Genomic DNA, 13,752 nt, shown 5'->3' on the forward strand with positions numbered 1-13,752 from the left:
ATATTTTCATAGAAAGTGGCATTCTAATTGCAACGGTTGCGCTCAAGTATACACAAGGAGTGTCCACGATGATTCGCAACTTACTGTTGTCTCTTTGCCTATTGTTTCCAGTGATGACTTCCGCTCAGGTCGAAACGCAATTCACGTTTTCAGGTCAGAACGCTGAGGTTTTAAAGGGTGAAAAGAAAGTCACACAGGTCACACAAGTGCCAGTGGAATTTCCAAGTACCTGTACTCGTCAAATTCCTCATGAAGTCCGCGTCTGTCGTGATGTCACTCGTTACAGGCAATCATGCTCGACCATTCCTTCTTCTGAACGATGCTGGAATGAATCTGATCGTGTTTGTCGTCCTGTGATCCGCACTCGTCAAGAATGCTCAAGCGGCCCAAGCCGAAGAGTGTGCCAGCAACAACCTACTCGTAGAATCTGTACTGAACGTCCCGCCAGACAAATTTGTCAAACTCGCCCAGACGGACGTCGTGTGTGTACTGATGTGAGACCGGGTGAGCACTGTACAGAAGTTGGTGGAGGCATGGCCTGTCATGACGTACCGGGAGAGCGTGTATGTCGAAGCGTAACTTATACTGATCAGGAATGTGATTCTGTGACTCGACGTCGTTGTGAAACAGTTCCAAGCCGTCGTGAGTGTACTGATATTCCTTACTCTGAAAACGTTTGTGGCATGGAAACTCAATACTCATCTGAGTCTTATGCATGTACTCAAACTCGCATGGAAAACCGTACATCTGAGAAGACCATTCGCTCCGAAGTGAACGTTCAAATCCTGACTAACGGTCTGGTGGAAGAGTTCCCAATGAGTGTGGTGGTGAAAGAAACAACTCCTGCGATGACTGCATTCGCGATGGAGGCCAAGCTTCTTAAAGAACCACAGGCATTCGTGGTGCTTAAAAAGAAAGAAGTCAAAATTGCTTCTGCTACTGAAAAAGAAATCGTGCTCAAAGGTTCTCTGGTTCTGGAAGTGTTAGAGGCGCGTATGCTTCCTATTTCTTTCCCGACTGCCATTGAAAGTGCACATATTGAGGCCGCGTCTCAAAAATTGATTGTGGTGATGGAAGGTGGGGTGAGCTCGCAAGGTTCAGTGGATCTTCAAATTACTCATAACTCGCTTCTTACGAAGTTAAAAACAATTGCTGAAGCGAAGGCAGAATACCCAAGTGCAAAAGCTGAACTCGGTCAGGTTGAAAACAAGGCCGCTCTAAGTGTTGATCTAAAAGGTCTCATTCAGAATGAGCCTCAGAAGAAAAACATGCGCATGAATATCAAACTAGGAAGCAAACTGATGCTTCAAGGTGAAATCATGAACGCCAAGAAACCAGACACTGAGAAGCAATACGAAGGCATTTTCGTAGAGCTCAAGTGATACTCCCTTTTGGGGGCCGGGAGGAAACTCCTGGCCCTTTTCATTTGATCCAATTTCCTTTCTCCCATCTCCAGGTCGTTGGATGAATGTCTCTGCCGGAAGCATTTCGAATGGACATTTTTAAGATCGGCATACTATCTGCCCAAGAGATATCCACTTGTCCGTAAGAGATACCAAAAAATGTTTTTGGATATTTTCTTCCTATGTACCACCAGGCCTTGCGATTCACTGTATGGGTCATGCCACTGGAGAGAAACTCTAATTGGCCCCAATATTTAAAAATACTCGAGAAGTGTTTATCACCAGTGAGAAAAACGGGGGCCTTCACGTCTTTTAAAACCTTTTGCATGCGCTCTACTTCTTTCGGGTAATGCCACCATTCTTCGGTGTAAGGAAGAGTAGGTGAGAAGACTGAGAGGCCCACGACAAAAAAATGTAAATCAGCGGTACTCGTTTTAAGTTCATCCTCGAGCCACTGCCATTGAGTTTCTCCGAGCATTGGTGCTTTTGGATCTACGTCTTTAAAATAGCGATTATCAAGAATGATGAATTTTATTTTTTGTCCGCCTTCACCCAGAAATTGATGGCTCGTATAAATTCCTTCTTGAAGTCTTCGTGGAGAATCGGCCGGCACATCAAAAAAATCCAAGTGGAGGGACTGGCTCTTTTTTTTGAAGGCAAGATTTCCATCGGCATTGTTGTAAGCGTAATCATGATCGTCCCAGGTTCCGATCATAGGGGTCATGGATTTAAATTTTGCATAATCGGGTTTGGCATTTTGAATTTTGTAGGCCCGCTCCAATGCATCTGACTTTCCCCAATCTGCGTAAATGTTGTCTCCTCCCCAGACCCAAAGATCAGGTTTTTGTTTAATCACGTCGTTCCACAAAGGCTGTTTGTCATTCTGATCATTGCAGGAGCCGAAAGCGAAACGTTTGATGGTGGTGAGATTGGAGAGTCGGTCGTGATTGGTTTGAGCGAAAGAAGAAAGTGAGAGCAGTAAGAGCAGTGCAAAGATTTGCATATGGCCTCCTGGGTGGGAGGGAATCCTTGCACTATTTACTCAGAATTGGATGGTGCTTCGAACCAATCGTTCTTCTCAAAGCGAAATGTCTTCTTGTGATACTCGTTGCCGTAGCGATCACGAATCATCATGGTCACAAGCGGCACTGAACCTTCCCACTGGATATCGACTTGTCCGTAATTTAAACCAAAGAAAGAGGTTTCATAACGGCGCCCTAAATACCACCAGAGTACTTGTGGCACTCTGTGAGTCATTCCACTCGACATAAATTCCAGATGGCCATGACGATGAAAGATGCTGGAGAAATGCATGTCACCAGTTAAGAAAACAACTCCCTTTGCTCGATGTTTCTCAACTAATTCTAACAAGCGATCGCGCTCGGTGGGATAGTTGGCCCATGATCCATCCGAAAATGGGTGCACTGGTGAGAGGATGGAGAGGCCCGCCATGATGAAAGTGAGTTTTGAAGTGGAACGTCTCAGTTCTTCTTCGAGCCACTGCCATTGAGTTCCACCCAACATTGGAGCATGGGTTTCCACATCCATAAAATAGCGATTATCTAAAAGGATGAATTTCGTTTTACCAAAAGTGTAACTGGTATAGATGCCCTGTTGTTTACGCCGAGGTGAGTTTGCTGGTTCTTCCAAAAAATCCAAGAGGAGTTTTTGACTGCGATCTTTATACTCGAAGTGTCCATTAGCATTGTTAGTGGCGAAGTCATGATCGTCCCAAATACCGATGAAGGGAAATTTCTTTTTAAAATGAATGTAATCCGGAATTTGATTCTGCTTATCAAAAGCGGCCTTTAAGTTTTTATTCTGTTTGTCGGCATAGACATTGTCTCCACCCCAGATAAAAAGATCAGGTTTTACTTTCGCCATCTCATTCCAGAGAGGTTGAGGATCATTCTGATTGTTGCAGGAACCAAAGACGAAGCGTTTTAATTCCTTAATGGAACTAATCCTTTCATTGTTCGTTTCAGAGAAGGCATCGATTCCGGATAGAAGCAAAATCAAAGCGATTATCCAACGCATGGTCACCTCCGGCGGAGGGATCATTGCATCTTCAATGTTGTTCTGTCGATGCGAGGGTGCTGCCCAATGAAGAGATGATGACACACATAATGGCCGTCCATTGAAGCAGAGATAAATGCTCACTTAAAAAGATAAGTCCCATTAAACTCGCGACCGCGGGCTCAAGACTCATGAGGACACCAAATGTTTTTGTGGGCATTTTTTTGAGGGCCATCATTTCAAGCGAGTAAGGGATGGCGCTGCCAAAAAGGGCGATGAATAGACCAAGAGGCAGAGCTTCGGCGGTAAACATTCGGGATGCATCTACCGCAAGACCAAAAGGCAGTACGACGATGGCAGCAAAACCCATTCCCATGGCAGAAGCAATTCCACCGCTATGACTGTCTCCTGCTTTTTTGCCGAAGATAATATAGAGGGCCCAGAAAAATCCCGCGAGAAGTGCAAAGAACATTCCCATGGGATCAAGTGCACCCGGGCCGTCTGACTTTGGTAAGAGAAGAAAAATACCAACTGCTGCAAGTACGACCCAAAGGTAATCAATCTTTCTTTTTGAAGAGAAGATCGCCACTGCGAGTGGACCAGTGAACTCTAGCGCCACTGCAATCCCTAGAGGGATTTTTTGAAGAGCGTAGTAAAAAGAAAGATTCATGAGTCCCAATGAGACTCCATATAAAGCAAGACTCTTCCATTCGTTTTGAGAGAACTTCACACGCCAGGGTCTAAAAGCTAAAACCATCATGATACTCGCGAACATCAAACGCAGAGATGAAGCTCCCGCAGTTCCGGCGATAGGAAAGAGTTTTTTAGCGACAGAGGCCCCGAATTGAATGGAGCACATGGCGAGGATGAGAATGAGAATTGGAAAAAATCTGTTCATACTAAAAGGGGTCCTTTCGGACCCCATTATGGAAAGAATTATGCTCCACCTTCAGAACGATTCTTCTCGTGGTACGAGAAGGCCGCTTTAAGGTATTCACGGTTCATGCGAGCGATGTGCTCGATTGAAATGCCTTTCGGACAAGTAGCTTCACACTCAGCGTGAGTCGTACAGTTACCGAAACCAAGCATGTCGTGTTCCTGAACCATTTTAAGGGCACGTTGAGGAGCTTCCGGCTGACCTTGTGGAAGAAGTGCAAGTTGAGAGATTTTCGCTCCCATGAAAAGCATTCCTGAACCGTTCGGACAAGAAGCAACACAAGCACCACAACCGATACAAGCAGCGGCATCCATTGCTTCATCAGCAACTGGCTTAGGAATAAGAATTGCGTTCGCATCCTGAGCGTTACCAGTGTTAGCAGAGATGTATCCACCTTTGATCATTACTTTATCAATCGAAGAACGATCAACTGTAAGGTCTTTGATGATAGGGAAAGCTTGAGCACGGAACGGCTCGATTACGATTGTATCGCCGTTCTTGTAAAGTCTCATGTGAACCTGACAAGTTGTCGTGTTCTTGAAACCGCCGTGAGCTTTACCGTCAATCATCATTGAACACATACCGCAAATACCTTCGCGACAGTCGTGATCGAAAGCGATTGGATCTTCGCCTTTACGAACTAGTTGCTCGTTAAGAACGTCGATCATTTCAAGGAAAGACATATCAGGACTAACGTGATCTACACGGTAGTCTACTAGTTTACCTTCAGCGTTCTGGCCTTGTTGGCGCCAGATCTTCAGGTTTAGAGTCATTGTATTTTCAGAAGCCATGGGGCTCTCCTTATTTGTAAGAACGAGTAGCTAGTTTAACATTCTCAAACTTCAATTCTTCTTTGTGACGAATCGGGCTTGAGTTTGGACCTGTGTATTCCCAAACAGCTGCGTGAGCGAAGTTTTCATCGTCACGTTGAGCTTCTCCATCCGGAGTCTGGTATTCTTCACGGAAGTGACCACCACAAGACTCACGACGCTCAAGAGCGTCTAGGGCCATAAGCTCGCCAAGTTCAAGGAAGTCAGCTACACGAGTTGCTTTATGAAGTTCGATGTTGAAGTTACCTGTGTCACCTGGAACGTTAACGTCTTTCCAGAATTCTTCACGAAGTTTTCTGATGCCATCGATTGCTTCTTTAAGACCTTTCTCGTTACGGGCCATTCCCACTTTCTCCCACATAATGTGGCCAAGAGCTTTGTGGAAATCATCAACCGTACGCTTACCTTTAACGCCAAGAAGTTTTGACGTCTGAAGCATTACTGCTTGCTCAGCATCTTTGAATGCGTTGTCTTCAATTGTCACTTTCTCAAGTGGAGTTGAAGCAAGGTAGTTAGAGATTGTGTTTGGAGCTACGAAGTAACCATCGGCCAGACCTTGCATAAGTGCAGAAGCACCTAGACGGTTTGCACCGTGGTCAGAGAAGTTTGCTTCACCAAGAACGTGAAGACCTTCAACTGTCGACTGAAGGTTATAATCTACCCATAGACCACCCATTGTGTAGTGAACCGCAGGATAAATCATCATCGGTGTCTTATAAGGATCGTCACCAGTAATACGCTCATACATTTCAAAAAGGTTACCGTATTTGCCGGCAATCACTTCTTTACCATCACGCTTAATCGCATCACGGAAATCAAGGTAAACAGCTTGGCCAGTTGGACCTACGCCTTTACCTTCATCGTAACGGTACTTAGCTTGACGAGAAGAAACGTCACGTGGAGCAAGGTTACCGAATGAAGGGTAAACGCGCTCTAGGTAGTAGTCACGCTCTTCATCAGGAATTTGTTCCGGTTTACGTTTGTCACCAACAGCTTTTGGAACCCATACGCGACCATCGTTACGAAGTGATTCAGACATAAGTGTTAGCTTAGACTGGTAGTCACCGTGAACTGGAATACAAGTAGGGTGAATCTGAGTGAAACATGGGTTAGCGAAAGCAGCACCACGCTTATAACATCTCCACGCTGCTGAAGCGTTTGATGTCATGGCGTTTGTAGATAGGAAGTAAACGTTACCGTAACCACCAGTTGCAAGGATAACAGCATCAGCTGCGTATCTTTCAAGCTCACCAGTAAGAAGGTTACGAACGATAATACCGCGTGCTTTACCGTTGATCGTTACAAGGTCCATCATCTCGCGACGGTTGAACATCTTAATCTTGCCCTTAGACACCATTTTCATCATGCCTGAGTAACAACCAAGAAGAAGCTGCTGACCAGTTTGTCCGCGAGCGTAGAATGTACGAGAAACTTGAGAACCACCGAATGAACGGTTATCCAGGTATCCGCCGTATTCACGAGCGAATGGAACACCTTGAGCAACCATCTGATCGATGATGTTCGTCGACACTTGAGCAAGACGATAAACGTTTGCTTCACGTGCGCGGTAATCTCCACCTTTAACGGTATCGTAGAAAAGACGCTTAATTGAGTCACCATCGTTAGGATAGTTCTTAGCAGCGTTGATACCACCTTGAGCTGCGATCGAGTGAGCGCGACGAGGTGAATCTTGAATACAGAATGAAAGAACGTTGTAACCAAGTTCTGCAAGAGTTGCAGCAGCAGAACCACCAGCAAGACCAGTACCAACTACGATTACTGTGAACTTACGCTTGTTAGCTGGGTTCACAAGTTTCATATCAAATTTATGCTTGTCCCATTTGTCTTTAAGTTCACCAGCAGGGATTTTTGCGTCTAGATTAATAGTCATATTACACTCCCTTCAGATACGCCCATACAGAAAGGAAAGCAAAGCCTCCGCCAACTGCTACAGCATACACGTAACCGATAAGTTTAATTTTTGGATAATATCTTCCGTGGTTAAGTCCAAGTGATTGGAACGCAGAAGCGAAACCGTGAGCAGTGTGAAGAGCAGCACATACCATTGCTACTACATACCAAGCTACGTTTACTGGATTCGCGAAGTATTCCATCGTCGTGCGATAGATATCTCTCATTACAACACCACCAACAGTAGTTTCGTAATAAGCACCGAATTTAAGATTCATAAGGTGAAGAATGATGAACACAAGAAGAACTAGACCAGTGTAAGGCATCGTTGCCGACATGAATGTCGTTCCACGGCCAGTGTTTCTCTTAACCGCGTATTTTTGAACACCGCGAGCTTTTTTGTTCTCGATAGTAAGCTTGATAGCAAGACCAAGGTGAACCAGGAAAACCAGACCAAGACCAGCTTCAATAAGCCACAGAAGTGCGCCTAGTGAAATCAACTTGTGACTGTAGAGGTTGAAAGCATCCGGACCGACCATAAGTAAAAAGTTTCCTGAGAGGTGACCCACAAGAAATCCGCAGAGAAGTAGACCAGTAACGGCCACTAACTGTTTTCTACCGATGGAAGAACCGAGGTAATGATTAACAGCAGATGTCATCATACGAAAGAACTCCCTTTGAAAAACGAAAGAAATGGATGGATATACGTCTGAATTTAATTGAATTTAGAGTACCAGATTTGAACAAGTTGTCAGTCGAGAATTTGATTTTTTTAGCCGACTAATACAAAGCGTTATTTGGCATTTTTAACAACTGAATACATAGTCAAACAACGTTGGCGATTGAGTTCATAACTTACAATTGGAAGAGGATAATCAGGAGCATGATTTAGATCAGGTTGATGGATCTCTTTGGCACTCAGGTGAGCAAGCTCTGGAACCCACTGACGGATGAATTCTCCTTTGGGATCGAACTTTTCACTCTGAGAATAGGGGTTAAAGATGCGGAAATAGGGCTGGGCATCGCAGCCAGAGCTTGAAGACCATTGCCAGCCTCCGTTGTTGGCGGCGAGATCGTAATCCAAAAGTTTTTCCGCGAAATACTGCTCACCTTTGCGCCAATCAATTAAAAGTGTTTTGCAAAGGAATGAGGCCACCACCATCCGAAGTCTATTATGCATCATGCCGGTCTGATTAAAACAGCGCATGGCCGCGTCTATAATAGGAAAGCCAGTTTCACCTTCACACCAGGCCTTGAAGTGTTTTGGTTCACCCAACCACTTAATCTGATCGTATTCGCGTTTGAATGCCTCTTTCACAATATAAGGATGAGTATCGAGAATCATTTGATAAAAATCGCGCCAGATAATTTCCGATAACCAGGTCCGGGCACCTTCTGAAGACTGAGAAGTCGCCATGCGAACCATGTCGCGAATAGAAATGTTTCCATGACGGATGTAAACCGAAAGATAAGAAGTGCCTTTGATCGCCGGAAAATTCCGGTCCTCTTTATAACCGTCAAGCTTTCCTTCAAAGTTTTCTAAACGTTTGAGACCCGCCTTCGTTCCTCCAATTAATAGAGGAGGTGTTTCAATGAAGCCAATGTCCTGGTACCAATTGTGATTGAGAATACTTTTAGGATTTTTAAATTCTCTGAGCTTTTTAAGATCACAAGAAAAATTTGAAATGATTTTGTCGTGAGACTCAAAGGTTTCAATCCATTTATTCTTATAAGGAGTAAACACTTTGTAGATGCCACCAGTGTTCGTTAAGACTTCGCGTTTCTCATAAAAGACACTGTCTTTAAATTGCTCGAAGGCAATATTCATCGCTGCCAGTCTTTTTCCGACTTTAGTATCGCGATCTTTGGCGTAGGGTTCGTAATCCCGATTTGAAACCACACGAGACACTTTCAGTTCTTGAGCAAGCTTTGGAATCTCTTCAACCGGATCACCATAGCGAATGATGATGGATGAACCTTTCTTTTGAACCTCTTTCTCCATTTCTTCTAATGACTGATAAATGAAAGTCACGCGACGATCTTGAGTGTCTTTGAGCTTATTCAGGATTAATGGATCGAAGACAAAGACAATTGTGGTTTCACCTTTCTCCAAAGCATCGGAGAGGGCGGCATGATCATGTAAACGGAGGTCTCTTCTTATCCAACAGAGTTGATTCATAAGAAGATTTTCCCAAAGAAAAGGGCCCTCTTAAAGGGCCCCTTTCATTTGTTATAGATTTGTTCAGGTAATTAACGCTCTAACTTGATCGTTTTTACAAGCTGCTCAGGTTTTGGTGTATCGTTCGGATCGATATCACCCTTAACCACCCAGATCTGATCCGGTTGTTTTGGATTTCTAAGATAAGTCAGATCAACGCCACCTTCAGCATTAATGGTTTGGATGATTGAGATCGAGTCTGGATCACTCGCTCCAATACCCATAACTTCTTGCTGACGTCCGTATTTATAAGAAAAGTCTTCTCTTACTTGTTTAAGACGAGTGAGATCCACATCTTTATGGGCCTTACGTGCACCAACTAGCACGCGAGACTTGAGGAGGGCCTGAAGTTCAGGAGCACGGTGAGATCCATATTCACCAACCACCATGGCACCCATAGCGAAGGCCTTACCAACTTCACGGTTCTTCGAAGTAGAGTAGCCGTAACTCACTCCATACATTGGGCCCGTTTCCGAATGGTCTTTTGCCATTTTAATCAGACCGTCACCAAAGACATCGTTATTATATTTTTCAAAATCTTCCAAAGCGGCCTTTCTGACCGCTTCAGGTGAACCATCTCCTCGAAGTTTTCCAACTACGGCGTTCGAAGCATTGTGGCCCGACAACTCTTTAAACATCTGAAGGATTTCAGGTTCAGTCTTTACTGCATGTTTAGAGGCGAGCCCTCGCCACGTGATTTGATCTGAGTACCAGGTCTTCATTTTGAAATCAAAGAGCTCTTTATTATCGTAACTCGATTTACCATAGAGCTGTTTGAAGTCGTCATCTACGTATCCAATCTCAACACGTTCAATGCCGTGCTTAGGGTGTTTATAGTAGATGTTATTTTTAGCGTAAATCGCTTCTGCTTTTTTATGAAGCTTGTCCCATGCACCAACTGGGTCAGATTCAAACTGCGCACTCAGAGTAGGATCGGCCTTCATTTCACGTTTTACGATCTCGCGGTAAAGACGTGGATCGATGTATTCAACACCTTCCATCTTAGTGGCATTCTTAGAAGCACCTTTCAGATCCATCTTGACCGGAGGACGTGTGAACGGAGTGATAAGTTCAGTTGAATTTTCAACTGTAAGACCAAACTTCAATCGTTCCGTCATATCATCGACTAGGAAGTCAGTGGCAAGAATACCGTGTTTCACGATCTTCTTCCATTCATCAAGACTGCGGTAGATATCAGCATTTGGATCAATAATACGCGGAGGCGGGAAGCCTTCTTTCATGAGTGCATATGAAAGACCGAACTCACGAGTCGAGCGGCCGTTACCATTGGCGAATGGGTGAATCGACACAAGGTCACGTTGGAACTTCGCCACCAGGTCTACATAGGCATCAAGTTTCTCAGGCGTATTAATGTCTCCAATGAGAGTGCGCTCACGAGTGAACCAATCCATCAGATCGTCCACCATGGCATTAACAAGCTTGCCGCTTAGTTCCTGACGAACTTTCTGAGTGGCAGTATACTCTTTGTTAAGAGCATCGAGCTGAGCTTGTAGTTCTTTTCCCTTAGGAGTCTGTCTTTCAAGGGCACCAAGCTTACTAATTTCTTCTGCAACGGCCTTTGCTTTGAGGTAAGGTTGTTGCGCCTTCTCAATGTCAACGACGAGTTGAGGATGTTTAGCACGAACGAGGTCAAGACCTTCTTTACTAATGGTTGTCGCATTAGGGTAGTAGGCACGACCATGGAATTTACCTTCGGCTGTCTTACCATTTTCAATCCAAGTAATGTAAGGATTCTTTTGGAGTTCATTTCTGATACTCGCATCAATGGCGTAACTTTCAGGAACGTTACCGTACACTTCGGCCGTTCTGAAAGTACCGATCTGAGAAGATTGAATGTTTTCAATCCCACCCTTCATCATGTGCTTGTGCACTTCTTTCAATGTTTCGGTCGTGAATGCCGGTTTCTGTTCTAATAGATAACTACGGGCACTTTTGAAATTCTCAAAGGCCTCTTTTTCATAGCGAGTCGTGAGCTGGCCCTTGCTCAGCTGTTTAGTCCCATCAAGGAATGTTTCCAGCTCAGGCACTGTGTGCTGATAATCAATGAAATAAAGCGCCTCTAAGTTATCAGTGATCTCCTTAGAAGGGGTCTTTTTGTAACCCAGGACTTTTTGAATGAAGTTTCCGGAAGAATCCGGATTTTTCTCTTTAATGAGTTTAAAGAGTTGGTCCTTCTGCTCGAGATAGTTTCCTTTAGTGATGTCTTCCGCAAAACCACTAAAAAGTGTGTTACCAGGTTGAACCAGTTCACGCACAGGTGGACGACCGGCAAGACCGGCACGGATCAGAAGATCAGCTTCATCTTTTGTGAAACCACCATCAGTCAGAATGCGGTACTTCTCGCGGAGTTCAGACCAGCTGTACTCAAAGACCTTACCTTCACCAAATAGGTGAGCGTCTTCCAGGGCCTTCTGAAGTTTTGCTTTCTCTTCAGGAGAGACCACTTCACGCTTGGTGATCTTCATGGCCTCTTTAAAGCGTTCGTCTTGTTTTAATTGCGAGTTATCAATGATCTTTTTATAAGTAGGAGCATTGTCTTTAATGATCTTAGAGCGTGCTTCGCCTTGTACGACGTGAGCTTGATAACGTTTAAGGAGAGCGGCCTTACGAGCGCCGTCTGGCATTTGCTCAATGGTGATGAAGAGTTCTTTCTCAGCAGCAAGGACCTTATCGGCCGAAAGTTTCTTCGCGAGATTTCCATACTGAAGTTCAGGGTAGAGGTTTCTTACGATATCTGAGAAATCGGCGTTTTCATCATCAAGAACTTTTTCCAGAAGAGCACGTCGATTTGGTTCGACCTTCTTTAGAAGTTCTTCTTCAAGTTTCGTTGTGTCTTTCTTCTTAACTCGTGCTTCTTCAAGTTTAGCAAGAAGTGTTTCCGTGCCTTTCTCACCCTTCGTGATGGCCGCAGTCGCCGCAGTCGAAACCGCCAAGCGAGGAGCACCTAGAGTGAAGGCCTTATCAAAAGTTCTAGCACCTGATTTAAAGGCGAGAGTCGTAAGAGGGTTATCAATTGGATAAATAACCGCGCGACCAGTTGCTTTGAGGGCCTTACCACCGAAGACGATGATCTTGCCAGTGCCAGTGTCTTGTAAGAAGACTTTTCCTTTCTTCATCGCTTCAGCAAGCACACCATAGGCACTCTTCGCCACTTTACGAGCAGGCGAGAGAAGATACTTTTTAATTGAAGCAAGAGACGCGGCCACAGTTGCTTTTGCGGCCTTGGCCTTATTCGTAAGTTTTAAGATGTCATCGACTTTGTTACCAGCTTCTACTGCTGCCTTGGCGGCACGAGAATTTTTAATCGCCTGTAAACTCTTGTCAGAGACTTTAAAGAGCTTCGCGATTTTAGCGGCCCCGTTAGCTCCGTGTTTTGCGGCAGTAAGAAGACCACCAGTTAAAAAGGCAGGAATTACTTCTGCCACGAGAGTACCCGTAACAGAACACAGACCATTTACCATCGCTTTACATGAAATACAGTCAAAGCTATCAGTCGGTTTGAGACACTTACTGAAGCGCGGAACTTTTTCCCACTTTTCACAGAAGACGTCTGTTTTAAGCCACTCTTTTAGAGAGGCCACTAGACCGGTCCACACTTTCTTCATGGTGCCGGAGAAGTCATTGGTCAACATATCGAAGAAGCCAGGATCTTCTGAAGCGCGAGCAAGAGCAAGTTGAGCAGTAGAAGAGTGATCTTCAGCTCCGCTTACCCAATCCCAGAATTTACCCATCTGCTTACCAGCTGCTTTCCCGGCCATTTTTAAAAGATCCCAAGCTCCTTCAAAGAAAGAGATGGCGGCCTTTAAAAATCCAGTCGCAAGTTGCGTTGTACAGCTATCATCACCGAGGTGACAGTTTTTTGGTTTAGCGTTTTCCGGAACCATCATCTCCGCAACATAACCACCGATACCCATGGCACCAGCAATCAGGGCACATGTCATATCACTGCCACATTGATTTTTGATGGCCTGTTTTTTAGGTTCAGTACAGCTTAGCTGTTGCTGAGATTTAGAGAGTTCTTTAATTTGCGAGTTTAAACTGTCTTCCTGATCAGGAAGTTTACAGTCTCCACTTTCACAACCAAGTCTTGCTTCAAGACGGTTTTGATGTTTTTGTAATTCAGCTTCGAGATGATTGATCTCTGTGATGTATCTCCAACACTGCTCAGATAAACCGTTCTCCTCATAATAACTTTTCAGATCCGCCGGACGTCTGCCTTCAGAAGGAAGACAGCCATCTTCATAGACTTTAGTCAGGTCTTCAAGTTTATCAACGAGTTTTGGAATACATTCGCCGTTTTCACATGTTGATACCGGTGCAGCGGCCTTCTTGGCTTCTGCAAACGCAGGAGCAATGCCAGATAGGGAAGTGACAAGAAGAACAAGAGCGAGGTGGAATGAAAGAATTTGTTTCATG

At 44.6% G+C, this 13,752-nt stretch carries 9 protein-coding genes; 1 reads left to right on the forward strand and 8 read right to left on the reverse strand.

Translation table 11 applies throughout. From position 1 onward, the window contains the following. The first annotated feature begins 68 nt into the window (after positions 1–68). Complete coding sequence (locus tag SOO65_RS06715) at positions 69–1,382, forward strand: hypothetical protein (protein ID WP_321398637.1); 1,314 nt, start codon at positions 69–71, stop codon at positions 1,380–1,382. Between the two features lie 40 nt (positions 1,383–1,422). Here the strand turns inward: SOO65_RS06715 and SOO65_RS06720 are convergent, their stop codons facing one another. The 8 genes from SOO65_RS06720 to SOO65_RS06755 all read right to left on the reverse strand — a co-directional run bounded on the left by SOO65_RS06720 (position 1,423) and on the right by SOO65_RS06755 (position 13,751). After that, positions 1,423–2,406 (reverse strand): alkaline phosphatase D family protein, encoded by a 984-nt coding sequence (locus SOO65_RS06720; RefSeq protein ID WP_321398639.1) that lies wholly within the window; start codon positions 2,404–2,406, stop codon positions 1,423–1,425. A gap of 35 nt (positions 2,407–2,441) precedes the next feature. Next, a complete protein-coding gene (locus SOO65_RS06725) occupies positions 2,442–3,440 on the reverse strand; it encodes an alkaline phosphatase D family protein (protein ID WP_321398641.1) in 999 nt (332 codons plus the stop codon). A gap of 31 nt (positions 3,441–3,471) precedes the next feature. Beyond that, a complete protein-coding gene (locus SOO65_RS06730; RefSeq protein ID WP_321398643.1) occupies positions 3,472–4,317 on the reverse strand; it encodes an EamA family transporter in 846 nt (281 codons plus the stop codon). 38 nt (positions 4,318–4,355) lie between these two features. Further along, positions 4,356–5,129 carry a succinate dehydrogenase/fumarate reductase iron-sulfur subunit gene (locus tag SOO65_RS06735; protein ID WP_407676999.1) on the reverse strand — a complete coding sequence of 258 codons (774 nt, stop codon included), beginning with the start codon at positions 5,127–5,129 and terminating at the stop codon, positions 4,356–4,358. A gap of 28 nt (positions 5,130–5,157) precedes the next feature. Further along, on the reverse strand, positions 5,158–7,071 hold the full coding sequence (locus SOO65_RS06740) for a fumarate reductase/succinate dehydrogenase flavoprotein subunit (RefSeq protein WP_407677000.1): 1,914 nt from the start codon (positions 7,069–7,071) through the stop codon (positions 5,158–5,160). A gap of 7 nt (positions 7,072–7,078) precedes the next feature. Beyond that, entirely contained in the window at positions 7,079–7,759 is a 681-nt protein-coding gene (locus SOO65_RS06745; protein ID WP_321398651.1) for a succinate dehydrogenase cytochrome b subunit, read from the reverse strand. A 131-nt stretch (positions 7,760–7,890) separates the two neighbouring features. Beyond that, positions 7,891–9,276: a cryptochrome/photolyase family protein gene (locus SOO65_RS06750; RefSeq protein ID WP_321398653.1), complete on the reverse strand. Its 1,386-nt coding sequence runs from the start codon at positions 9,274–9,276 to the stop codon at positions 7,891–7,893. A gap of 71 nt (positions 9,277–9,347) precedes the next feature. Next, the gene (locus tag SOO65_RS06755) at positions 9,348–13,751 is read right to left on the reverse strand and encodes a Fic family protein (RefSeq protein ID WP_321398656.1); all 4,404 of its coding nucleotides are present in this window, start codon (positions 13,749–13,751) and stop codon (positions 9,348–9,350) included. Position 13,752: the final 1 nt, after the last annotated feature.

Source organism: Peredibacter starrii, assembly GCF_034259205.1.
Taxonomy (GTDB): domain Bacteria; phylum Bdellovibrionota; class Bacteriovoracia; order Bacteriovoracales; family Bacteriovoracaceae; genus Peredibacter; species Peredibacter starrii.